Here is a 24,822-nt window from a genome sequence, read left to right on the forward strand (position 1 = left end):
GACCTTGCCGAAGTTACTAGCACGAGTTTTCAACCAGTACTTTATACAAAAGGACACGAGCTACAAGCTCGCGCCAGCGATAACAATGTTGAGGTCCTCCATTCACCTCGTACCTTCTCACCCCCTTAACCCTCTAACTCCTTAACTTTCAACCATACCATCATTTGCTTTTTCGAAGAAAGTTTTTTAAGTTTGAGTATGCGTTCTCCATTCGTAAATATACATACCCACCATTATAAGGAGAACACGGCCGAAGAGTTTTCTCTTCTTAACATTATCGTTTCCAAAAATTATCTTATTCCTCAACCTTGCACACTCGGAATTCATCCGTGGTATGTAGATAGGAATTATGAAGCGCAATTTGATGTGTTACATCAATATGGTAAACAACAAAATATTTTAGCGATCGGTGAATGTGGCCTAGATAAACTATGTGATACCGAATTTCATATTCAAGAGCATGTATTTAGAAAACAGATTGTTATAGCTAATTGCCTTAACAAACCATTAATCATACATTGTGTTCGTGCATACCAAGAATGCATCCGTATACTGCGGGAGGAGAAAGTAGCTGTCCCCGTTCTCTTTCACGGCTTTGATAAAAAAATAGAACTTGCCGAACAGCTGTTGGGTGAAGGGTATTACCTGAGTCTAGGTGCCTCGCTTTTGACAACGAAAAAGGATGGTCTTATTACCGGAATACCGTTGGATCGAATTTTCTTAGAAACGGACGACAAATCTAGTAAAATAGTAGATATTTATACGTATTTTTGCCGCGTTCAAAAAATAGACCTTAATCTATTGAAGGAACAGGTTTATAAAAATTTCGTAGATATATTTAACTATCCGCTAGGAAGATGAAAGATTTATCTTGGTTGTCAAGAACAGAAGCTTTAACAGGAAGAGATGCTTTAGAGAAACTGGCCAACTCACACGTGATGGTGTTGGGCTTGGGTGGTGTGGGCTCTTTTGCGGCAGAATTTATATGCCGTGCAGGAGTCGGCAAGATGACGATTATCGATGGTGATACCGTCGACCCATCCAATAGAAACCGTCAACTGCCAGCCTTATCAACAAATCATGGCGTAGCGAAAGCAGAAATTATGCGAGAGCGCCTACTGGCCATTAATCCGGAGCTTGAGCTGACGGTAATCCAAGATTTCATTATCCCCGAAAAGATACCTGGTCTATTGGATCTCCAACCCAACTATTGTGTAGAAGCGATAGACAGTATTACACCCAAATTATTCTTTATCCGTTTAGCGTTAGATGCAGGCATTCCATTTGTGAGCTCCATGGGGGCTGGTGGAAAGGTGGACCCCACTAAAATTCGAATCGCCGACATCGGTGAATCCTATAATTGTAAGCTGGCACAACATATCCGAAAAAAACTGCGCAAACATGGTATTCGTAATGGTGTTAAAGTAGCATTCTCAACAGAACTTCCAGATAAGAACTCCCTTCTTTATACCGATGGTAGTAACTTCAAAAAGTCGGCTTACGGCACCATGTCCTATCTTCCAGCGGCTTTCGGGGGCGCCATCGCTTCGGTTGCTATACGGGAGCTAATGGGAACACCAGTGAAGTGATCAAAAGTGTTTGATGTTACTAATTAATTTAGTAATATTGTGATGTGAATAAACAAAAGCATTTTGCACTTGTCGATATTGAGACAACGGGAAGTCATGCCGGCGGCGCTAAGATTACGGAAGTAGCTATTTTAATTCATAATGGCAAAAAAGTAATAGAGCGCTACCATACGCTGATTAATCCAGATGTGCACATTCCCTATGCGATCCAAACACTTACTGGAATAAGCAATGAAATGGTGGAAGACGCGCCCCGCTTTGAGGAGATAGCGGAAGATATTTTTCACCTGTTACAGGGAAAGGTATTTGTTGCCCATAACGTTAATTTCGATTATTCTTTTCTAAATAAGGAGCTTAAGCAGTCGGGTTATGATTGGCAGGCACAAAAGCTATGTACGGTCAGGTTATCACGCAAGATATTACCGGGACACCGCTCCTATAGTTTAGGAAACCTATGTCGTGCTTTAGACATTGAAATTACCGATAGGCACCGTGCTATGGGGGATGTGGAAGCAACCGTTAAACTTTTTGATCTGTTACTTGCTCAGGATGATGAGGGGCATATTCAAAAAAGCCTCCAGGTAAATACCGCACACCGCCTTCCGACACATATTCCAAAAGAACAATTCGATAAACTACCCGAAACAACAGGGGTATATATTCTCCGCAATCAAAAAGGAAAAATTGTATACGTAGGTAAAGCACTAAATATCAAGAAAAGAGTATTTAGTCATTTCAGTGGTAACAACAGCAGCTTACGCAGGCAACAGTTTATTAATGAAGTGTGTCATATAGATTTTGAAGAATCGGGCACGGAACTGATGGCGTTGTTGATGGAGTGCCAGTTGATTAAAAAGCATTGGCCTATTTATAACAACGCATTAAAAAAATATGAACCTAAGTTTGTTCTCTTTAACTATCAGGATATCTGCGGCTTTGAGCACCTAGCAATAACAAAAAGTACAGCTGGTGTTCAAGGTTTACAGTATTTCGAAACGGCCGGTGAAGCAAATATTTTCCTCGCTAAACTGATGCAGGAACATCAACTATCTCCGTCTTTGTGTAACTATTACTCTCCTGGAGGGAAAGATAAAGTGTTGGTTACAAATAAGGATGAGGTCGAAATGCCGAACCTTGAAGACCACAATCAAACAATTTACACGCTTCTGGAACATTTACGTTTGCAGCAACGTTCTTTTATTTTGACCGATGCGGGCCGACATGACGAAGAGCAGAGTTACATCTACTTTAAAGAAGAAAAGCTATTCGCTTTTGGTTTTATTGACGATCTGAATGATTGGACTGAAGTTGAAGATATAGTTTCTTATAAAGACAAATGTATCAGTAATCACTATATGCAAACGTTAGTATTGCGTTATGCGGAAACCAATCCGGAAAAGGTGCGGATGTTGCAAAAGTAAACCTTCTATCCTTTTAATTTCGCTTTCTGAACCTCATCAATTACGAAGCGAAGCTGCTCTTCCTGTGTAAGGTCAGAGTTGTCCAAAACAATAGCATCCTCAGCCTGTCTAAGCGGACTTTCTTCACGTGTGCTATCAATATGGTCACGATGTGCTAAGTTCGCTACAACCTCTTCCATCGTGGTCGATTCACCTTTTGCAGCAAGTTCAGCAAAACGACGCTCTGCACGTACGCTTGGGCTCGCTGTCATAAATATCTTAAGATTTGCATCTGGAAAAACAGTTGTACCAATATCCCGGCCATCCATCACGATATGCTTGGTTTTTCCCAACTGCTGCTGTTGTGCAACCATCGCTGTCCGGACTTCCTTAATCGCACTAACCTCACTAACCATGTTCGACACATGCATCTGGCGAATTTCTTCCGATACATCTTCCCCATTCAGTAAAATCTGTGTTTTTTCCGTACTCGGTATAAAATCAATATGGATATTCGCCAATGCCTCTACAATAGCAGGCTTATCATCAAGCGAAATAGCATGACGTAAAAAATAAAGCGTAACCGCCCGATACATAGCCCCACTATCAATAAAGATATAATTAAGCTCTTTCGCTAAAGCCTTTGCTACCGTGCTTTTACCGCACGACGAAAAACCATCAATCGCAATAATAAAATTCTTATGCGCCATTACTTGCTTCCTCCAATCACAATTCCTGCCTTATCGACAAGCGGTACTTTAATCAGGTTCTCATCTACGATACTCTCAGGAAGGAAGATATACTTTTTATCATATATCGTTTCGCCTATATAATAGCTCAGCCAGTATTCATTGGTCAAACCAAAAACCTGTGTATCGATCGCTTCAATTTTTAAGCTGCTATTCGCATCCACATCACCCAAAAAATGTCTTAATGTGGTTGTCTTCACCTCTCGCTCATCCTTCTTGCCGTATCCTTTAGACGTGACGAATACATTTTTTAAAGGCACCCCTTTCTCATTAACTAGATAAACGTTCCATATCTTCTCTGCTGGTGTCTCATTCTCCAAGACTACAGCAATCGAGATATCCTCCACAACGTTCTCCGGTAAATCTTTCTTCATGGTTATTCTTACTATATTGCATTATCCCTGGCGTTTTTCATTCATCAAAAACGCCAGGGATTGCTTAAGTTCTTGCTTTATTTCTTCTTTGCCGCTTTTTTAGCCGGAGCTTTCTTTGTTGTTTTAGTCGCTGATGCTGTTTTTGCTTTCGCCTTTGCTTTTCCTTTTGGATCCGCATCTGCCCATTTCAAAACATCCTCGTACGTTATTTTTTCAACTTCAGTTCCTTTAGGGATCTTAATATTTTGTTTTCCTAGACGGATAAAGGGACCCCAACGGCCATTTTCGATCTGTGCTTCTGGATTCTCATCAAACACACGGATAACTTTCTCAATATCCTTTTGACGTTTCTCTTTGATAATTTGTACCGCTTCTTCTTCCGTCACATCCATCGGATCTAAACCTTTAGGTAAGGAATAGAAAGCACTGGCATGACGAATGTAAGGACCAAAGCGACCAATTGCGACGGTCATTTCTTTTTCTTCAAACTCCCCTACTTTTTTGGGTAGCTTAAACAAATCCATAGCCTCTTCAAAGGTGATGGTTTCAATCATTTGACCTTTACGAAGCGATGCAAAACGAGGTTTTTCTTCATCATCAGCTGCACCAATCTGCACGAGCGGTCCAAAACGACCTACACGCACACTTACAGGCTTGCCCGTTTCGGGATCAACACCTAGCTCGCGTTCGTGCGTAGCACGATCTGCATGTTCTAACGTGTCTTGAATACCATCGTGAAATGGTCCGTAGAAGTTTTTGAGCATATCTGTCCACTCCTTGTCACCTTGCGCAATCTCATCAAACTCCTTCTCCACCTTTGCCGTAAAATGGTAGTCGACGATATCGTTAAAATGCTCTACCAAAAAGTCATTCACTAAAACACCGATATCTGTCGGGAACATTTTTGAACGTTCGGCACCGGTGATTTCCGTTTTTATTTGTTCGACAACGGCTTCCTGTTCTACCGTGAGTGTCACATAGCTCCGTTCCCTTCCATCACGATCTTCCTTGACCACGTAACCGCGGTTCTGTATCGTGGATATAGTAGGTGCATAGGTAGACGGTCTACCAATACCCAATTCTTCTAGTTTCTTCACTAAAGAAGCCTCTGTATAGCGTGCTGGCGGACGTGAGAAACGTTCTGTCGCTTGCAATGACTTCAACGACAACGGCTGTCCTTTTTCTAACGGAGGTAACAACGCATTGTCTCCGTCATTATCAAATGTCTGCTCTGACTCTTCATCGGTAGATTCCATATATACTTTCAGGAATCCATCAAATTTCATCACTTCACCTGTTGCTACAAAATCTTCAGAACGTGTTGATATATTGATTTTTGCCGTCGTCTTCTCAAACTCTGCTTCACTCATTTGTGAAGCAATAGCACGCTTCCATATCAACTCATATAAGCGACGTTCTGCATTATCGCCATCGATGGTATGTTCCGAAAAATAGGTCGGACGAATAGCCTCGTGTGCCTCTTGTGCACCAGCAGCTTTGGTCTTGTAACGACGTTGTTTGTGGTATTTCTCTCCATAGGCGCCCACAATCTCTTGCTCAGCCGCCTGAATGGCCGTATCACTTAAGTTTACCGAGTCGGTACGCATATAGGTAATCCGTCCCGCTTCATATAAACGCTGCGCAACCTGCATGGTTCGCGCAACTGAGAAACCTAACTTTCTACTGGCCTCTTGTTGCAAGGTAGACGTCGTAAACGGTGCCGATGGCGTCCGTTTAGCAGGCTTCTTTTCTAGAGAGCTGACTTCGAATATCGCTTTAATACACGCATTCAAAAACTCAGCTGCCTCTTCTTTTTTATCAAAACGCTGTGGTAATTCTGCTTTAAATTGTTCTTTTCCTTTTCCCGTAGTAAAGATTGCAACCACTTTAAAAGAAGCATCCGCCTCAAATTTATTGATGTCGCGTTCGCGCTCTACAATTAATCGTACGGCAACAGATTGTACACGTCCTGCGGATAAGGAAGGTTTAACTTTTTTCCAAAGTACAGGAGAAAGCTCGAAGCCTACCAAACGATCCAATACACGACGAGCCTGCTGCGCGTTAACCAGATTATAATCGATGGTACGCGGTTCTTCAATAGCCTTTAATATCGCTGGTTTCGTGATCTCATGAAATACGATGCGTTTAGTTTTATCCTCTTTCAGGCCTAAGGTTTCATATAAGTGCCACGAGATTGCTTCCCCCTCGCGGTCCTCATCGGACGCTAACCAAACCGTTTCCGCTTCTTTTGCTAGTTTTTTTAACTCACTGACTACCGCCTTCTTATCGGACGGCACCTCATATTTTTGTTTAAAATCATTTTCGGTATCTATGGCGTCATCAGTTTTCACTAAATCACGAATATGTCCATAACTAGACTTCACTAGGAAGTCTTTTCCTAAATACCCTTCTATCGTTTTTGCTTTTGCTGGTGACTCTACTATCAGTAAATTTTTTGCCATTTATATTGAATGATTTCTGCAAATAAAAGTATTTATAAATGGAATGGCAATACTTTTTATTACTTACTATTAAAAAACTATATTAATTAACGATGAAACTATACTAAAAAAATAATATCCAATAGATAGAATAAAGCGAAGATAACTGACGCTATTCCATTGGTTGTCATGAAAGCACGGTCTACACGGCTCAAATCTGTAGGGCTTACAATCCGATGTTGATAAATAAGCAGCATACCATAAAAAATTACACCTATATAATAAAACCAACTAACCGGCATATAAAAGATAGGAAGTAGTACAAAGATAAAAGATGCAACATGCAACAACTCCGAAATACGGAGTGCTCGTTTTCCTCCAAAATAAGCCGGAATGGAATTCAGTCCGTTTTCACGGTCAAACTCTTCATCCTGCATCGCATATATAATATCAAATCCACCCGACCAACACATGACTGCCAGTCCATAGAAGACCGGAATAATATGAAAGGCATTTGTTACCACCAGATAGGCGCCAATAGGTGCTAACCCTAATCCTACACCCAATACGAGATGGCATAAAGGCGTAAAGCGTTTGGTATAGCTGTAAAACAAGACGACAAACAAGGCGATCGGTGACAAATAAAAACAAAGACTATTAATAAAGTATGTTGCTGCCATAAAAATCAAGCAGTTCACGATCGTGAATGCTAAGGCCCGATTCGCAGAAATCTTACCTGCCGGGATGTCACGCATAGCTGTACGCGGATTTATCGCATCGATATCGCGATCTAAGTAACGATTAAATGCCATGGCTGCATTTCTCGCTGTGACCATACAGAGCAGCATGAGCAGTAGCTTTTGCCATTCAAAAGGTTGATCGGTAGTTTGTATGGCCAAGAAAAAGCCAATTACAGCGAATGGCAATGCAAAAACGCTGTGTGCAAATAGCACCAGCGACATATATTTCTTCATGTATTAACTTTCGACAAGTGTAGGTGGTTCAAAATTGATATTGATTTCATCAATAGTCTTCAAGATGTCTTCTGTGCCAATCTTTGTTTCGGCCGAAGTCAAGAAATGTGGTGGAATTTCCTCGAACCACTTGAGTAATGCGCGTCTAAAATGTGCAATGTTCTGATCGGATTTTACACCCGATTGTTTATCTGCTTTAGTAAACACAAGCATAAATGGAATTCCTTCTTCTCCCAGCCAACAGCAGAAGTCAAGATCAATTTTCTGTGGTTCATGTCGACTATCAATCAACACAAACACACATTGAAGGTTTTCTCGTTGTCTGAGATATTTTCGGATAAAGCGTTCCCAATCGGCTCTATTCTTCTTAGAAGTCTGCGCGAATCCATATCCCGGTAAATCGACCAGATACCAATTACTATTGATGACGAAATGATTGATAAGTTGTGTTTTACCAGGCTTCTGAGACGTTTTTGCCAATCCTTTCTTGCGGGTCATCGCATTGATTAACGACGATTTACCGACATTGGAACGACCAATAAAAGCATATTCAGGCAGGGTCGGTGCTGGAAGCAAATCGACTCTGGTATTACTACAAACAAATTCTGCGGTTTTAATAAGCATCCGGCAAAGTTAAAGAATTCTTATTTCTTATCACGAATAACAATTATTTTATACGTTTTGTTACGTGAAGCGCCTTTTTTTTCCTTTCTTTAAAACAAACATAAAGATGCCAATGCTAACTGTTAAGAATATCGTTAAACAATACAGCAACCATCGTGCTTTAGATGATGTGAGCTTAACTATACCCAAAGGAAGTATCTTTGGTCTGCTGGGACCGAATGGTGCCGGCAAAACCTCCCTTATCCGTATTATCAATCAAATTACGGCGCCAGACCAGGGGGAAGTATATTTTGATGGTGAACTCTTACAACCTAAACATATCGCGCGGATTGGTTACCTCCCGGAAGAGCGTGGGTTGTATAAGAAAATGAAGATTGGGGAACAGTTACTTTATCTATCCCAGCTTAAAGGACTTCGAAAACAAGAAGCTATTCAAAAGATCAACTATTGGTTCGAGCGTCTTAACATGGGAGATTGGTGGGATAAGAAAGTGGAAGATCTAAGCAAGGGGATGCAACAAAAAGTGCAATTTGTTGCTACCGTGGTGCATGATCCCGAATTGATTATCCTCGACGAACCTTTTTCTGGCTTTGACCCCGTCAATGCACAAATCATCCAAGATGAAATTCTGGAATTGAACAAAAAAGGTGCGACCATTATTTACTCCACCCACCGTATGGAATCGGTAGAGGAGTTATGCGATAATATAGCCCTTATCAATAAATCGAAGAAAATTCTGGATGGCTCGGTTAAGGATATAAAACGCTCCTACCGAAATCAAACCTATATCGTGACGTATCAGTATCTAGATGTGGTAGATACGCTAACTTTACCTCCTGCATTCGAAATTGTAGAAAACAAAGCTGCACTCGATGATTATGAGCTTACGGTTCATGTGGATAATGAACAATCCCTAAATGATTTATTATTGGCCTTGATACCGCAGGTTAACATTAAACAAGTGTCTGAAGTAATCCCTTCTATGCACGATATCTTTATTAAACAAGTGACCAGTGCCGCTATCCTATAAATAACCATCCTAATGAATAAAATACTATTAATCATACAACGAGAATACCTGAGTCGAGTAAAGAAAAAATCGTTCTTATTAACAACCTTCTTAGTGCCGCTTTTCTTTATTGGTATGTATGTCGGCATATTTTTCTTAACAAAAAAGAGTTTTGAAGATTCCCATGCGACGGTTTATATTATTGATCTTGAAGGCAATATTGGTGGTAAACTAAAGAGCAACAAGAATATCACCTATAAAGTATCAGCCAAGAGCTTAACGGAGCAAATGGGTGAACTAAAGGATGGAGAGGACAATAATAACCTGCTTATTATTCCCCAAGATTTTTACAGCAGCCAGCGCATCGAGCTTCTGTCTGCAGGGAAGCCCAATATAACAACCCAGAGTGAGGTTAAAAATCAATTGAAAGATATTATCCGAAACGATAAATATGCAAGATTGGGGTTGGATATTGAGGCTATTCAAAATATTGATGATAAAATAACGGTAACAGCGAAAGAGATCAGTGATACAGGAGATGCTAAAGAAAGTCATACTGAGGTTGCGATGGGAATTGCAATGGCGTTATCTGTACTGGTGTATTTGTCCCTGTTCTTGTATGGTGCACAGGTTATGCGTGGTATTATTGAAGAAAAAACAAGTCGTATTGTGGAAGTTGTTATTTCTTCTGTAAAGCCTTTCCAACTGATGATGGGAAAAATTATCGGTATTGGTCTTGTCGGTATTACACAGTTCCTATTGTGGATTATCTTATCCATAGCCTTAACCAGTGTGGCTACGGCTTTCATTTTTAATGGTGCTAATGTACAGACTGAACTTCTCCAAAGTGGGATTGAGCAAGATGCATTGACTAAATCTGAGATGGGTTTTGATATGATGACAGCACTCGACTCTGTTAATTTCCCTTTATTGTTATCTTGCTTTTTCATCTTTTTCTTAGGTGGCTATTTTCTTTATAGCGCACTGTTTGCTGCTGTTGGATCGGCAGTGGATAGTGAAACGGAGGCCTCACAGTTTACGATGCCTATTACAATGCCGCTACTCCTCACCTATATACTTTCGTTTGGTGTCCTGGTAAACGATCCTAATGGGACTATTGCTACCTGGTTGAGCTTTATACCGTTCACCTCTCCTATTGCCATGCTCGTACGTATTCCTTTTGGGGTGCCCACTTGGCAAATTATAGTATCCGTTGTTCTACTGATTTCGGGATTCTTAGTTACCACATTTATTGCTGCACGCATTTATCGTGTGGGTATTTTGATGTACGGTAAAAAAGCCAGCTTTAAAGAACTTATAAAATGGTTTAGGTATAAAAGCTAAAATTGGATTAAAATAACCACTTTTGCCTACTTTAAGATTTTTCAGCAGATGCGTGGTATTCCTTTATTTGACTTTAAGCAGAAAGTAAACTATAAAAACGAAATATTAGCCGGGTTAACCGTGGCGATGACCATGATTCCAGAATCATTGTCTTTTGCCATTTTCGCAGGTTTAGCTCCCCTAACTGGTCTTTATGCCGCATTTATTATGGGGTTGGTTACGGCTGTGCTGGGCGGTCGCCCTGGTATGGTTTCTGGCGGTGCCGGAGCTACTGTGGTGGTTATGGTTGCTTTGATTGCGAGCCACGGTGTAGAGTATCTCTTTGCAGCGGTCCTATTGGCTGGTATTATCCAGATACTGGTCGGCGTATTTAAGCTGGGTAAGTTTGTTCGCCTTATCCCGGAACCAGTAATGTATGGCTTTCTTAATGGTTTAGCTGTTATTATATTTATGGCTCAGGTTGATCAGTTTAAAGTTTTGAATAATGGAGAGATGGTTTGGCTTCAAGGTGAACAATTATGGTCTATGTTGGGACTGGTGGCTCTTACGATATTAGTGGTTTTTATTGCGCCAAAAATAACGAAAGCTGTACCAGCATCCCTGATTGCTATCGTTGTTGTTTTTGCCTTGGTCATGGCTTTTGGTATCCCAACAAAATCTGTCCGTGATATCGCGCAGATTGATGGCTCCTTCCCACCTTTCCATATCCCGCAAATTCCTTTCAACTTAGAGACCTTATACATTATTTTCCCTTATGCCTTGGTGATGGCGAGTGTCGGACTTATTGAAAGTTTGCTAACGCTTACTATTGTGGATGAGATTACCGACACGCGGGGCGACTCAAACCGCGAATGTGTAGCGCAAGGAGCCGCTAATATGGCGAATGGCCTGTTTACAGGGATGGGCGGCTGTGCAATGATTGCGCAGACTTTTGTGAATCTGAATGCAGGTTCTCGTGCCCGATTAAGTGCCATCATTGGTTCTTTGACCATCCTTTTTATTATTCTGTTTGGTAGTTCTGTCATTGAGCGCATTCCCATGGCAGCGCTCGTTGGTGTTATGATGATGGTCGCCATTACAACCTTCAAATGGGGCACCTTTGGTATCCTCAATAAAATGCCAAAATCGGATGTATTCGTTTGTGTTTTAGTTGCCGTTATTACGGTTCTTCTGCATAACCTGGCTTTAGCTGTACTTGCCGGTGTTGTTATTTCAGCGCTGGTCTTTGCCTGGGACAACGCAAAAATGATACGTGCACGAAAAACAACCGATGTAAATGGCGTGAAGCACTACCACATTCATGGGCCACTTTTCTTTGGTTCTGCCTCTGCCTTTGTAGAAAAATTTGACTACAACGATGATCCGGATCGGGTGATTATTCATTTTGCCGAAAGCCGCATTGTAGATATGTCTGCCCTTGAGGCGCTTAAAAAGGTTCAGGATCGTTATGATAAAATAAATAAGACAGTGTACCTTGAATCGGTTAACGACGATGGTAGACGTCTGATTGAGAAATCAGAGATCAAGTTTCGTTTTTACCCGCCGGTAAATAATGCTTAATAACTAAAATTTTATTTTATCACAAAAAGACAATATCTTTAATACATATAAATTACGTGTATGACAACATCAAATGATCCTCTTGTGAAGAAATCCAATGGCTTTCGTAAATTCTTAAGTTGGTTTCTTATTATTGCTTTTCTGGGAATCGGCGCCTTTGTTTATTGGAAATACTTCTTTGTATTTGGAGAAGGAGTAAAATCGGGATATCTTAACTACGCCGTAAAAAAGGGAAATCTCTTTAAAACCTACGAAGGAAAGCTTATTCAAGAAGGGTTTGGGAGTGCTAAAGCTGGTGTAGGCATTTCTAGTAACGAGTTTGTTTTTTCGGTTGAGAATGATAGTATCTTCCACATGTTGGAAGTTAATAGTGGGAAGTTTTTTGACCTCCACTACAAGGAGTACCATGGTGTTTTGCCTTGGCGAGGAAACACACGTTATATCGTCGATCAAGTAATAAACATGAAATAAACCGTATTTAAAGGATAATGTCCTTAAATTATTACAATCTTTAAGCCCTCCCTAAGAGGGCTTTTCTGTACTTTAGCGCATCATATTATTGACTCATATTCATGCGTAAATTACTCTCTTTACTCCTATTGGGCGCGAGCCTTGGGAGCATGGCGCAGACCGAACAACCTACGGTCAAAGCGAATTACAATTTGGCAGCGAAATTTTCGCCTTCCAAATTACGTACAATGATCTTCACCACTGAAGTAAAACCAAACTGGATCAACCATAGTGACCGCTTTTGGTACGAATACCAAACCTCTACAGGTAAAAAATGGTATGTTGTAGATCCATTAGCAAAAAGTCGCTATGTCTTGTTTGATAATGCCGATATGGCCGCACAGGTAACGCGGATTGTCAAAAACCCTTTTGATGCGCAGCATTTGGCTGTTGAGAACTTGAAATTTACGGATGATGAAAAACACGTCCGTTTTGAGGTGCGTAGCACAAAAGATACCGTGAAGAGCAAAGATGAGTTGGCAAAGCTTAAAAACAAAGCAGATAGCATAAAGAAAAAGACCTATTTTCTCGAGTATACGATTGCAACCAAACAACTGCGCGAGATTGCTGATACGTTGAAAGAGAAGGATAAACCCTACTGGGCATCGGTATCTCCGGATACCAATAAGGTTTTCTTTGCCAAAAATTACAACATCTATTGGATGGATCGCGCAAATTTAGAAAAAGCGATCAAAGATGATAAAGATTCCACGATTGTAGAACATCAGGTAACCAAGGATGGCATGCAGTATTATGCTTGGGGAGGCGATCAATATAGTGTGACAACGGGCAACGATAAGGACGAAGATGAAAGTAAGAAAAGACAGCCTGTTCGTTTAAGCTGGTCTCCAGATGGTAAATACTTTGCACTAACGCGAAAAGATAACCGTCACCTGAACCCGCTTTGGGTAATCAATAATGTTGGACAGAAGAGACCTACATTGGAGACGTATAAGTATCTTGTTCCTGGAGAGACGGACTCTACAGAAGCGGAGTTATATATCTTTAATGCGGCAAACTTTAACGCTAAGCAGGTATCAATTGGCGCGTTTAAGAATCAAACGGTAGCCATCTATGGGAAAGATCAAGATAAATCTAGCTATAAAGGAAAACACTTTATAAGCTACTGGTTGGGTGACAATCAGGAGTTTTATGTAACACGCGGTAGTCGTGACTTAAAGCGGATCGATATTGTTGCCGTATCGATCAATGGTGATGTGCGTACCGTTGTGGAAGAGCGCTCTAATGTCTATCAGGACATCAAAAAACCTTACTTCGTAAATAATGAAAGTCAGTTTATACATTGGTCGCAGCGCGATGGCTGGGGACATTTCTACTTATATAGCAAAGAGGGTAAATTAGTACGCCAGCTTACCAACGGAGAGTTTAACTGTGAGGCGATTACGGGCTACGATAAAGCGACGCAGCAGTTTACCTTTACAGCGAATGCAAAGGAATTAAATGAGGATCCGTACTACTTGCACCATTATAGTCTATCCATTAATGGTGGGCAACCTAAACTATTGAATAAAGGTAATTTTGACCACCAGGTGGAGGTTAGTGAAAGTGGAAAATACTTTGTAAATAACTATTCTCGCGTTAATACCGCACCAAAATCTGATCTATATAGTGCCTCTGGACAGCTAATCATGAAGCTTGAAGAAGCGGATTTAAGTCAACTTTTTGCTGCTGGATATAAGTTCCCGGAACCGTTCAAAGTAAAAGCTGGAGATGGAATTACGGATCTTTATGGGGTGATGTACAAGCCATTTGATTTCGACTCTACGCGTGTGTACCCTATTGTAGAGTACGTATATCCTGGACCACAGACAGAGGCTGTCAATAAATCTTTTGGTCGCAGCATGGATCGTATCGATCGTTTAGCGCAAATGGGGTTTGTCGTGATTACAGTAGGTAACCGCGGTGGGCATCCTTCGCGTTCTAAATGGTACCATACCTATGGTTATGGTAACTTACGTGATTACGGCTTGGAAGATAAAAAAGTTGCAGCGGAGCAGCTGGCAAATCGTTATTCATTCTTGGATGTAAATCGTGTGGGGATCACGGGGCACTCCGGCGGTGGGTTTATGTCGACTGCTGCAATGTTGGTGTACCCGGATTTCTTTAAAGTAGCCGTTTCAGGTGCTGGTAACCATGAAAACAACATTTACAATCGTTGGTGGAGTGAGCGTCACCACGGTGTGGTGGAGAAAGTAAGCGCGAAAGGTGATACAACATTCTCGTACCAGATTGATAAAAACACCGAGTTGGCAAAGAACTTGAAAGGTAAGTTGTTGATTGCAACGGGTGATATTGATAATAATGTGCACCCGGCAAACTCGATCCGTATGGTAGATGCTTTGATTAAAGCGAATAAACGTTTCGACTTCTTATTGCTCCCAGGACAGCGTCATGCTTTCGGGAATATGACGGAGTATTTCTTTTGGAAGATGGCGGATTACTTCTCTGAGCACCTTTTGGGTGATTCGAAGTATAACGATGTCGATATGACTGAAATTAATAGAGAAACACCGCTGAAACGGTAGAAGTATTTAGATTAACAAAGAAAGACGCCGAAAGGCGTCTTTCTTTGTTAAAGTAACCAAATGGTGAGGCTACATATTTAATTTTTATTAAAGTGTTTGATGTTTAAGATAAAAACAGACAATACACCTGTGTTAACACATCCTATTAGAATTAATTCCTTCGTGTTAATTTTTTTAATCACGTAAAAATAAACCAAAGCAATTTGTAATAGCAAACAAAACATAAGATATACATATATATAATGTTTTTTTTTCATATCTAAATTCTCTATTATTAGCAAGCTTCTACAACCGCCACTAAAGCTAGAGCTTTCATTGCTACAGCAAGAGGACAGCCTACTCCTGTTACACAAGCTGTTAACCCTAATGTTGCGCCAACATTAGATGCAATAGCAAGCCCACAGCCCCATGAAATTCTAGGTGAAATTATTGAGTTAGAAGGATCATTCGCATATACTATATTAAGAATCTTTAAAGACTTGTCATAAACTTCTTTTTTACCACTTTTATAAAGTTCATCTTTATATTTCTTTACTTTTTCCTCATTGATTTTAAAATCAGATGTTAAATCTCCTTGAAATATACTCAGCATATTATCAAACTCTTCTTCATTATATTCTAAATCAACTCCTGTTCTACTTTTAAGATATTCTAAGTTCAATTTGTACTGCTCTTTTATATCTATTTTATCACTGCTTTCATAAAGTAGAATTTTTCTACTTTTTAACTCGTCCATAGAACTTGATAAAATAGCTATTACTTCTGTTTCATTTAACTCTTGTTCTGGCTGAACCTTTAAATTATCATCTTCTGATGAACAAGAAAACAATAAAAAAAGACTAAAAAATACAAATAATAATTTTTTCATAATAATCACTTTAAAAAACTTGCTTTACCCTTTAAGGATTTTCAAGATACTCCTGTGAAAAGCAAGAGGGGTTATAGTTTACTTCTTAATCGAAAGACGTCAGAGAATGTAAAGAAACTCTAGCATCTTTATGGTATTGTATTTGAGGCGCTTTATGGGTAAATATAGGTAGCTTGAAATCAAAAAACAAAATTTATCAGAATTAAATTCTTAAAATATATAGATTAAACAAATAAAATTTTACACAAGATCATATTTTCTTATTGCATTAATTTGTCTAATCTCCAATCTGTAACCATTAAAATCACAAAAACTGAGTCTGTTATAGTTGCGTTTATAGATATAGATTTGTTATCTAATATTCCTGAATAAAATATAATGGATAAGACGAATACTGTATCGAAAGGCAACAAAAGCGGTTGGATTAATGGCTTCATTGGCGTTGTACTTTTTAGCGGCTCCCTTCCGGCAACAAAGCTTGCAGTGCAGGATTTGGATCCCGTTTTTGTGACGCTGATTCGTGCAGCAGTAGCCGGGTTATTGGCGCTTGCTGTACTTACATTCTTTGGTATAAAACGTCCAAACAAGCAGGCTATTATTCCGCTATCCTTAGTTACTATTGGCGCTGTCATCGGTTTCCCGCTGTTGAGTGCATTGGCTCTACAACATATGACCTCCGCGCATTCAATTGTCTTTGTAGGTCTCCTCCCCTTGGTGACGGCATCATTTGGCGTCTTACGTGGTGGTGAACGACCAAAACCCATCTTCTGGTTATTTTCCATTTTGGGGAGTCTTTTAGTGGTCGGATATGCTATTCGGGAAGGACTGACGGTGTCTCCTGTCGGAGATCTGTTAATGCTGGGAGCAATCTTGTTATGTGGACTAGGTTATGCCGAAGGAGCTAGATTGGCTAAATCGATGGAAGGTTGGCAAGTTATCTCTTGGGGATTGGTCTTTGCGCTACCATTTCTGTTACCTTTTATCGGGCTATACTGGCCGACAACACTCTCCCAGGTGAGTACACCTGCATGGATTGGATTGGCTTACGTGTCCATGTTCAGTATGTTTATCGGTTTTATCTTTTGGTATCGTGGCCTGGCGCAAGGTGGAATTGCACAGGTTGGGCAGTTGCAATTATTACAGCCTTTCTTTGCGATGACACTTGCGGCAACTATCCTGCACGAAACGGTGAGTACAGATATGATTGCTGTTACAGCTGGCGTGGTTTTGTGTGTCGCCGGAACGAAAAAGTTTGGCTCCTAAGGGGATTAGGGGGGATTGACTTCATAGCGGTGACTAGAGCTTTCCGCTAAGCATTTAACTAACACGGGGCACGAGCCAAAGGCCGTCGCTGGCGCGAGCCTGCCTGCGGTAGGCAGGCTTTTAGCTCGTGCCTTTATACTTATATGTTTAATATTAGGCTCGCGCCAGCAAGCGAGTCCTGCTGTGACTGCTTTGTTCCTAGTTCAGCAAAGACCAGCGCAGCTAACTTACATGCTAAAGTACTATTGAAGGCCTATTAATGTACCATTGATGTACTAGTTTAGTAGGACGAAGGTACTGAAGTCCTACTACGGGAGATGTACTAAACCCGTACATTAATGTACCGATTCCGTAGCACTACTGTAGAACAATAGTATAATTCAAAGGCATTAGCCGTAAGTTTACCGACAATTAAATAGTGCTATTATACATAGTGATTAAATTTTTCGAAACCAAAAAACAAGCATGTGTGGCGGGTAATAACAAGCCAAAGTCAAGGGCAGGGACAAGCCCAGCCCCTACGTATGTCTATTCATGCCCACGGTACCCTTGAGGTCGCCCTTTTAGATAATCCAATATTGGACACGAGCCACAGGATCGCGCCAGCAAGGGCTATTATACATAGTGATTAGATACCTCCTAGCGTCGGTATGACGGTAACTATAAGAGCTTTAGCATAGCTACAGCCCGTCGGTATCACAACAATCATGAGAGTCTTAGCATAGGTACACTGCTTCGAAAAGCGGTACATACACTGTCAATATAGCGATAAAGAGATCAACATGCAATGATGTTTGTAGAGAGCGCAAGCATACGCTTTTCCGTCATTCCGAACGAGGTACGAGGAGGAATCTATGAACTAAGCACGTTTTACCCGTTATAGAAATAGTGTGTAGATATCTCCTAGCGTCGGTATGACGACAACCATAAAAGTCTTAACATAGCTGCAGCCCGTCGGTATGACGGTAACTATAAGAGCGTTAGCATAGGTATACTGCTTCGAAAAGTGGTACATACACTGTCAATATAGTGACCAAGAGATCAACATGCAATGATGTTTGTAGAGAGCGCAAGCATACGCTTTTCCGTCATTCCGAACGAGGTACGAGGAGGAATCTACGAACTAAGCACGTTATACTCGTTATAGAAATAGTGCGTAGATACCTCCTAGCGTCGGTATGATAACAGCTGCGCAAGTTTTCTACTGACGCTAATTGAAGCAGCGTACTACCCCCCTTCGTTCAGCGACCAAGTTTGCAGTCTATCTTGCAATATTCGTGATATCTTATTGAAGTAACGCTTCTGCTTATAGCCCATAACCCACTGGACACCTTGCGCTGCATTGGTACAGAAGATCTCATCCGCTTGCTTCATGATCTCTGGGCTGATTTGTGCTTCCACGACCGGTATACCTTCCGCTTCCGCAATCTCCATCACCACTTTACGCATCACACCATCGACACAACCTTGCGTAAGCGCCGGCGTATAAAGCGTCTTCTCGTAGTAAACAAAGATATTAGAGATCAGACCTTCACAGAGATACCCCTCTTGATTCAGTAAGAAAACCTCATCATAGTCAAATTTCTTCTTGAAGATCCCCGCCATCACATACACCAACGCATTATTCGACTTCAGGTGCGAAAGATCGCTATATGGCTTCTTAAAACCAGTAAACAGATCCACAATCAACCCCACCTTTTTATCGCGTAAAGAGGCAGGAATCCGAGCGACCTGCAGGATATATACCGGTTTATTAGAATCTGGCGCATACAATCCGCCGCCATCGCGGTATACAATAAAGCGGACACGAACCTGCTGCCCTACCATATTGTTCTTACGGATCAGCTCCTCCGCTTTCGAGCGAATAAAAAAAGTATCGAATATACTAAACTCTTCAAATTGCAGCAATTGCAAACCCTGCTGCAAACGCTCGACATGCAATTTCAAAAAGCGGATATCACCATCCTTCCACAGCATCGTTTCAAACAAACCATCTCCATAACGGAGTGCTCTGTTATCGGCCGTGGCAATATTTTCATCTGCGGGAATAATCTTCCCGTTAAAATTTATATACACTACTGACATAGATAAAATCAACCATTAGAATCTGATGGCAGTATAGCAGCATAAGAACGCCATTTGTCTAACCCCGCCTGGAAATCAGCCGGTAGCGGTTCTTCAAAGTAAACCTTTTCTTTCGTTTTAGGATGTATAAATCCCAGTGATTTCGCATGAAGTGCCTGTCTCGGTAAAATCTCGAAACAGTTCTGGACAAACTGTTTATACTTATTAAAAACAGTCCCCTTCAAGATCTTATCCCCACCATAAACCTCATCAGAAAATAACGGATGTCCAATAGATTTTAAGCTTGCACGAATTTGATGCGTACGTCCCGTCTCCAGTTCGCACTCCAATAGCGTTACATAACCTAAACGTTCCAACACTTTGTAGTGTGTCACGGCCCATCGTCCCTGCTCAGGCTCCTGATAAAGCTCCATAATACGACGATCTTTTAGGTTGCGACCAATATAACCTTTAATCGTTCCATCCTCCGCAATATCGCCCCATACCAAAGCAATATACTTACGTTCTAAGCTGTGTTCAAAGAACTGCTTAGCTAAAAAAGTCATCGCCCATTCATTTTTAGCGATAACAAGTAAGCCCGATGTATCCTTATCAATGCGGTGAACCAGTCCAGGGCGTCCAGTATTACCGGGCATCGTTGGAAGCTGGTTAAGGTGATGGGTCAATGCGTTGACCAATGTTCCTGTATAATTATTGTATCCCGGATGAACGACCATTCCAGGCGCTTTATTCACAATCAGCAGATCATCATCTTCATACGTAATATCCAAAGGGATATCCTCTGGGTAAACTTCTGTATCACGTGGAGGATCCGGCAACACTACCGTGATCACATCCAGCGGTTTAACTTTATAACTTGCTTTTACGATCTTACCATTCACAAGAACGTTGTCCGCCTCAATTGCATTTTGAATCCGGTTTCTGGAAGTGTTTTCCACCCTGTTCATCAGGAACTTATCTAAGCGCAACAAAGCTTGTCCTTTATCTGCTTCGATACGTAAATGCTCAAACAACTCCTGTTCGTCCTGTTCTTGTAAATCTAAATCTTCTACCATCACACAAAAGTATTGAAATCCTTTAAAATCTACTAACTTTGGTCACGTAAATATGCTGAGATTTGATTTTTTTAGTCCTGAAGAAGAAATAGTGACGACCTTATTCCAAGGGTTAGATCTCCGTTTTTTTGTAAAACGGGACGACATGATACACCCCTATATATCAGGAAATAAGTGGCGTAAGTTAAAGTATCCCCTTCAAGATGCTTACCAAAAAGGAAAAACGACCCTTGTCACTTTCGGAGGTGCGTGGTCGAACCATTTATTAGCAACAGCCTGTGCTGGTGCTAAATTCGGCTTTCAGACGCATGCCTTTGTGCGCGGTGAGGAAGTGCACAACACAGTTCTAACCTTATGTCGTACCTTTGGTATGCAGCTGCACTTTGTGGATCGGGAAGCATACAAAAACAAAGAACTACTTTATGCGCAACACTTTGGTGAAGACCCAGCGAGTTATTTTATTGATGAAGGTGGTTATAGCAGAGCTGCGGCAGAAGGTGTCAGTGAACTGATCGAGGAGCTTCAAGACAATTATACCCACCTGTTCTGCGCTTGTGGCACCGGTGCTACTTTGGCCGGACTTTCGCTAGGTTTAGGCTCAGGTTTAGATACAGCACCTACAGCAGAGGCACCAGCGCTCCATGGTGTTCCTGTATTAAAAGGAGGTGATTTTATCCGCGACGAGGTTGCGGCGTTGGGCATAACAACAGACCATATTACGCTCCATACCGATTATCATTTCGGCGGATACGCCAAAACGAAACCTGAACTGATTGATTTCATTAAAACATTTACACAAGAAACGGGGATTTTAATAGAGCCGACCTATACTGGTAAGCTTTTTTATGCGGTCTATGATCTGGCAAAGCAAGGTTACTTTGCTCCAAAATCAAAAATCCTGTTAGTACACACAGGTGGCTTAACAGGATTTTTGGGTATGCAGGATAAATTTTAATTCAACTTTTCGACTATTCAAAGATCAGCTCCCCAAAAAATGCAGGGAGATGAAAATTGGGTGTAGGATGTCCGATTGGGCTCCACGAGATAAAATGTGGCTGCGGCAATGCATCGCCGCACTTGTAGAAATTGCCAAAGGCACGAAGTCCAGACAAAGTTATGTCCCCTTGCTTATTGAACACGAGGGCAGGAATAACCATAATCATATTCCACTTTTTTGCACCCGATCTTTGCACAACTGAAGTTGCTGTCGAAACCTGCTCAATCTCTTCCTGCGTAAGTCGATTTCTTTCACTCTTTACTCCTGGTCCATAACCAATCAGTCCCGTACCTAATACATTAAACTCTATGTTATAGTAGGTCTCTTTATTGTCCAAAGAAAGAAAGAACTCTACACAACTATCTTCCCATACGGCCTCATTTGGACGGATGTATTGCGCTTTCACATAATCCTCTTCAACGGCATAGTGCAATACGATGGATGATCCATTATGTACAATCTGAAACGCTACCTTGGGCTTATATGGATATTCCGCAGGCCAATTTACATGTCCTATTTCATGCCATTCCTGTCCAGTTAACTGCTGCTGTAAGGCATGATAATCAAAATTATGGACCTGAACTTCGACTTGGGGAACATGTAATATAGACATATAGCTGTGCTTATTTAGTAATATTTTCTGTTAGTATAGCGGCTAGTTCTTCTTCATGAAGCTCTAATTCCTGCACTAATTTAAGCTGTGATTTTGTTCTTACCAAATTATGTTCCGGATAATGTATCTTATAGTATGTATCACCGTCGATATAGTCGGTCAAGAAACGTACAGCTTGCATGAAAGGAAGCAAAAACACACCGTCAAGCAACGAATTCATCTCTGCATCAGTCAAGAATTCTCTTGCCTCGCTTAGATACCCCTCTGTATATGCTTGAAACAGCGGGATATTTAACACCACTTTTGTTACATCCTCCTCATCTTCAGCAGCGGAGTTGATAATCGTACGGATTGCATCTCCAAAATCATAGGCCACATACCCGGGCATAACCGTATCTAAATCTATTACACACTGTACATTGTCATCCTGGTCCAATAAAACATTATTGAATTTGGTGTCATTATGGGTGATACGTAATGGGAGTTCGCCTGCGTTAGCCATTTTGAGTATATTACGCATACGCTCTTCACGTTCGAAAATATAGGCAAGTATATCAGAGACGGCATCTACCCGACCTGCTTTATTGTCCGCAATCGCTTTTCGGAGATTATCCATCCGAAAATCAATGTTATGAAAATTGGGAAGGATCTCTACCAAATTACGGGCATCCAGATCTGATAGTCTTTTTTGAAATTGACCGAAAGCCTGTCCTCCAGAAAATGCCTGTTGAGGGGTCTCCACAATATCATAACTTTTGGTGTTCTCCAATAACAAGAACATGCGCCAGTAATCACCTTTTTCATCTTGATGATAAAGGCCATCCCCTATTGTCGGAATCAGCGTTAGCGTACTTTTTTCTACATACTCTGTACCAAGATGTGCTAGTTTTGCTTTTAGATGATCTAACACAATTTTCGTATTGTGCATCAAGCCCTCCACATTGGAAAAAATATGATGATTTATGCGTTGTAATAAATAGCTTTTACCATTAGAGGCATCTGTGCGAACACAAAAAGTATCATTTATATGTCCCGATCCGAAGCGATCTATATTTAAGATTTCGCCCTTAATTCTAAACTGGTTTGCCGCTACGAATTCAATATTATTTTTATAATCAAACATTAGAAACTTTCAAAAATTAACATAATTTATGCTTACAGAAAGCCAATATCTATAAATATTATGGAAAAGAAAAGCCTACAATAAAGACAAACGTTTGCACTTCTTTTCGTGGAAAGAGGATCGCTTTTTTGTATCAACTAATTTACATATCGCGCTCTTATTGTGTATTTATACTAAACTTAGTTTAGTTTTGATAAAACGCTTTACCAAAGCCCAAAGGCTTGTTTTCACGAAATCATGAAAGATCCAAGGTCTGTCATCAGGAGAACCATAAGGTATACACCAGTAGATGAACCGTTACGGATATTAATTTTGGTTTTACATCCTTTTTTTTTAAGTTTAGAGAGACAAATTCAACTATATGCTCACTGAGATACTCATAATTCTTGCTCTTATAATTTTAAATGGTATTCTATCTGCTTCAGAGATTTCTATCGTTTCAAGTCGAAAAGCACGGCTACAAGCAGCGGCCGATAAAAACAACAAGGCGGCCAAAACAGCTCTAGCATTAAAAGAAAATCCAAATCAGTTTTTGTCTACCGTTCAAATTGGAATTACGCTTATTGGTATTTTAACTGGTTTTTTTAGTGGCGGTACGCTATCTTCTTTCCTTGCAGAACAATTTAATCAGATTGGTTTTTTGGCTCCTTACAGTCAACAAATTTCGGTGCTATTGGTTGTTTTAGTCATTACATATCTTTCGCTTGTTATAGGAGAACTTGTTCCAAAGCGAATCGGTATGGCAATTCCAGAGAAGTATGCGATGTTTGTTGCTGCCCCTATGCTTTTCTTAAGTAAACTGGTAAAACCATTTGTTTGGTTACTTAGCGCATCCACCGATGCCATCGTGAAGATGTTAAATATTAAGGTCTCTAAAAACACAGTGACCGAGGAAGAGATTAAAGCACTTGTTGACGAAGGTGTCGATAGCGGTGTTATTGAAGATTTTGAGCATGATATTATGGATCGTTTGCTTTTATTGGGAGACAAAAAAGCGCGTAACCTTATGGTTCACCGTTCTGATATCGACAGTTTGGATTTGCAAAATACCATCGATGAAAACAAAGCTATTATTCGTAATTCAGAGCATACTGAATTCCCGGTGGTAGATGGTAGTTTCGATCGTGTCCGAGGTATTGTGCATGTAAAAACCTTTCTTAAACATTATATTGACGAGAAAACAATTAACTTGGAAGATCTCATCGAACCCGTTCCCTTTGTGAACGAAAATAGTTACGCAAGTAGCGTATTGGATATCTTTAAAAATACAAGGTCACAGTTAGCGGTGGTAATAGACGAATATGGTATTCCACAAGGTATCGTATCAACTAAAGATATTGTACGTGCACTGTTTGGTGATTTGGATATCGATCGCAATACGGGCGAAACGCAGATTACAAAGCGAGAAGACGGTACATTTTTGGTGGACGGTCGGATGCATATTTCTGACTTTTTCACCTACTTTGATATTGCTTTGGATGAAGATGATGAGGATGAGCTCTCCAATGTCACAACCGTTGGTGGGCTTGTATTTTTAACACTCGATCATATACCACTTGAAGGAGAATCCATTGTTTTCAAAAATTATCGTATCGAAGTTATTGACCTCGACGGTCACCGTATAGATAAAGTTTTGGTTTCTAAGATAAATCCCTTAGGTAACAATATCACAGAAAACGAAGATTAATAGCGTCTCTT

At 40.7% G+C, this 24,822-nt stretch carries 21 protein-coding genes; 11 read left to right on the top strand and 10 right to left on the bottom strand.

Features of this window, described 5'->3' with window-relative positions:
- The first annotated feature begins 198 nt into the window (after window positions 1-198).
- From B9Y69_RS04220 to B9Y69_RS04230, 3 genes are read left to right on the top strand one after another with little or no spacing between them, the layout of a single operon-like run.
- Window positions 199-861 (top strand): TatD family hydrolase, encoded by a 663-nt coding sequence (locus B9Y69_RS04220; RefSeq protein ID WP_085471724.1) that lies wholly within the window; start codon window positions 199-201, stop codon window positions 859-861.
- Complete coding sequence (locus tag B9Y69_RS04225) at window positions 858-1,589, top strand: tRNA threonylcarbamoyladenosine dehydratase (RefSeq protein WP_085471725.1); 732 nt, start codon at window positions 858-860, stop codon at window positions 1,587-1,589. The genes B9Y69_RS04220 and B9Y69_RS04225 overlap by 4 nt, the downstream gene beginning before the upstream one ends.
- Before the next feature lie 44 nt (window positions 1,590-1,633).
- Entirely contained in the window at window positions 1,634-3,010 is a 1,377-nt protein-coding gene (locus tag B9Y69_RS04230; RefSeq protein WP_085471726.1) for an exonuclease domain-containing protein, read from the top strand.
- A 5-nt stretch (window positions 3,011-3,015) separates the two neighbouring features.
- Here the strand turns inward: B9Y69_RS04230 and cmk are convergent, their stop codons facing one another.
- From cmk to yihA, 5 genes are all read right to left on the bottom strand, one after another.
- Window positions 3,016-3,699, bottom strand: a complete 684-nt coding sequence (gene cmk / locus B9Y69_RS04235; protein WP_085471727.1) for a (d)CMP kinase — start codon at window positions 3,697-3,699, stop codon at window positions 3,016-3,018.
- Window positions 3,699-4,112, bottom strand: coding sequence for a hypothetical protein (locus B9Y69_RS04240; RefSeq protein ID WP_085471728.1), 414 nt, complete (start codon window positions 4,110-4,112; stop codon window positions 3,699-3,701). Before B9Y69_RS04240 ends, cmk begins: the two co-directional genes overlap by 1 nt.
- A gap of 77 nt (window positions 4,113-4,189) precedes the next feature.
- A complete protein-coding gene (gene topA, locus B9Y69_RS04245) occupies window positions 4,190-6,574 on the bottom strand; it encodes a type I DNA topoisomerase (RefSeq protein WP_085471729.1) in 2,385 nt (794 codons plus the stop codon).
- A gap of 98 nt (window positions 6,575-6,672) precedes the next feature.
- Window positions 6,673-7,527, bottom strand: coding sequence for a 4-hydroxybenzoate octaprenyltransferase (locus B9Y69_RS04250; protein ID WP_085471730.1), 855 nt, complete (start codon window positions 7,525-7,527; stop codon window positions 6,673-6,675).
- Window positions 7,528-7,530: 3 nt separating this feature from the next.
- Window positions 7,531-8,151: a ribosome biogenesis GTP-binding protein YihA/YsxC gene (gene yihA, locus B9Y69_RS04255; RefSeq protein ID WP_085471731.1), complete on the bottom strand. Its 621-nt coding sequence runs from the start codon at window positions 8,149-8,151 to the stop codon at window positions 7,531-7,533.
- 106 nt (window positions 8,152-8,257) lie between these two features.
- Here yihA and B9Y69_RS04260 point away from each other — a divergent pair, with 106 nt between their 5' ends.
- The 5 genes from B9Y69_RS04260 to B9Y69_RS04280 all read left to right on the top strand — a co-directional run bounded on the left by B9Y69_RS04260 (window position 8,258) and on the right by B9Y69_RS04280 (window position 15,120).
- On the top strand, window positions 8,258-9,181 hold the full coding sequence (locus B9Y69_RS04260; RefSeq protein WP_234991091.1) for an ABC transporter ATP-binding protein: 924 nt from the start codon (window positions 8,258-8,260) through the stop codon (window positions 9,179-9,181).
- Between the two features lie 12 nt (window positions 9,182-9,193).
- A complete protein-coding gene (locus tag B9Y69_RS04265) occupies window positions 9,194-10,504 on the top strand; it encodes an ABC transporter permease (RefSeq protein ID WP_085471732.1) in 1,311 nt (436 codons plus the stop codon).
- A 48-nt stretch (window positions 10,505-10,552) separates the two neighbouring features.
- Entirely contained in the window at window positions 10,553-12,064 is a 1,512-nt protein-coding gene (locus B9Y69_RS04270) for a SulP family inorganic anion transporter (RefSeq protein ID WP_085471733.1), read from the top strand.
- A 60-nt stretch (window positions 12,065-12,124) separates the two neighbouring features.
- Window positions 12,125-12,535, top strand: a complete 411-nt coding sequence (locus tag B9Y69_RS04275; RefSeq protein ID WP_134432736.1) for a hypothetical protein — start codon at window positions 12,125-12,127, stop codon at window positions 12,533-12,535.
- 101 nt (window positions 12,536-12,636) lie between these two features.
- Window positions 12,637-15,120, top strand: coding sequence for a S9 family peptidase (locus B9Y69_RS04280; protein WP_085471734.1), 2,484 nt, complete (start codon window positions 12,637-12,639; stop codon window positions 15,118-15,120).
- Between the two features lie 274 nt (window positions 15,121-15,394).
- Here the strand turns inward: B9Y69_RS04280 and B9Y69_RS04290 are convergent, their stop codons facing one another.
- The gene (locus tag B9Y69_RS04290) at window positions 15,395-15,988 is read right to left on the bottom strand and encodes a hypothetical protein (protein ID WP_085471736.1); all 594 of its coding nucleotides are present in this window, start codon (window positions 15,986-15,988) and stop codon (window positions 15,395-15,397) included.
- Window positions 15,989-16,366: 378 nt separating this feature from the next.
- Between B9Y69_RS04290 and B9Y69_RS04295 the strand changes: the two genes are divergently transcribed.
- On the top strand, window positions 16,367-17,251 hold the full coding sequence (locus B9Y69_RS04295) for a DMT family transporter (protein WP_085471737.1): 885 nt from the start codon (window positions 16,367-16,369) through the stop codon (window positions 17,249-17,251).
- 1,227 nt (window positions 17,252-18,478) lie between these two features.
- Here the strand turns inward: B9Y69_RS04295 and B9Y69_RS04300 are convergent.
- On the bottom strand, window positions 18,479-19,336 hold the full coding sequence (locus B9Y69_RS04300) for an aminotransferase class IV (protein WP_085471738.1): 858 nt from the start codon (window positions 19,334-19,336) through the stop codon (window positions 18,479-18,481).
- A gap of 8 nt (window positions 19,337-19,344) precedes the next feature.
- A complete protein-coding gene (locus B9Y69_RS04305; protein WP_085471739.1) occupies window positions 19,345-20,391 on the bottom strand; it encodes an RluA family pseudouridine synthase in 1,047 nt (348 codons plus the stop codon).
- A gap of 52 nt (window positions 20,392-20,443) precedes the next feature.
- Here B9Y69_RS04305 and B9Y69_RS04310 point away from each other — a divergent pair, with 52 nt between their 5' ends.
- On the top strand, window positions 20,444-21,346 hold the full coding sequence (locus B9Y69_RS04310; protein ID WP_085471740.1) for a 1-aminocyclopropane-1-carboxylate deaminase/D-cysteine desulfhydrase: 903 nt from the start codon (window positions 20,444-20,446) through the stop codon (window positions 21,344-21,346).
- A 13-nt stretch (window positions 21,347-21,359) separates the two neighbouring features.
- Here the strand turns inward: B9Y69_RS04310 and B9Y69_RS04315 are convergent, their stop codons facing one another.
- Window positions 21,360-22,001, bottom strand: a complete 642-nt coding sequence (locus tag B9Y69_RS04315; RefSeq protein WP_085471741.1) for a carbohydrate-binding family 9-like protein — start codon at window positions 21,999-22,001, stop codon at window positions 21,360-21,362.
- 10 nt (window positions 22,002-22,011) lie between these two features.
- Complete coding sequence (locus tag B9Y69_RS04320; protein WP_085471742.1) at window positions 22,012-23,124, bottom strand: phosphotransferase enzyme family protein; 1,113 nt, start codon at window positions 23,122-23,124, stop codon at window positions 22,012-22,014.
- 361 nt (window positions 23,125-23,485) lie between these two features.
- On the opposite strand from B9Y69_RS04320, the gene B9Y69_RS04325 reads away from it, so the two are divergent.
- Window positions 23,486-24,811: a hemolysin family protein gene (locus B9Y69_RS04325; protein ID WP_085471743.1), complete on the top strand. Its 1,326-nt coding sequence runs from the start codon at window positions 23,486-23,488 to the stop codon at window positions 24,809-24,811.
- Window positions 24,812-24,822: the final 11 nt, after the last annotated feature.

The sequence above is a fragment of the Sphingobacterium psychroaquaticum genome (genome assembly GCF_900177625.1).
In the GTDB taxonomy this organism is placed as follows: domain Bacteria; phylum Bacteroidota; class Bacteroidia; order Sphingobacteriales; family Sphingobacteriaceae; genus Sphingobacterium; species Sphingobacterium psychroaquaticum.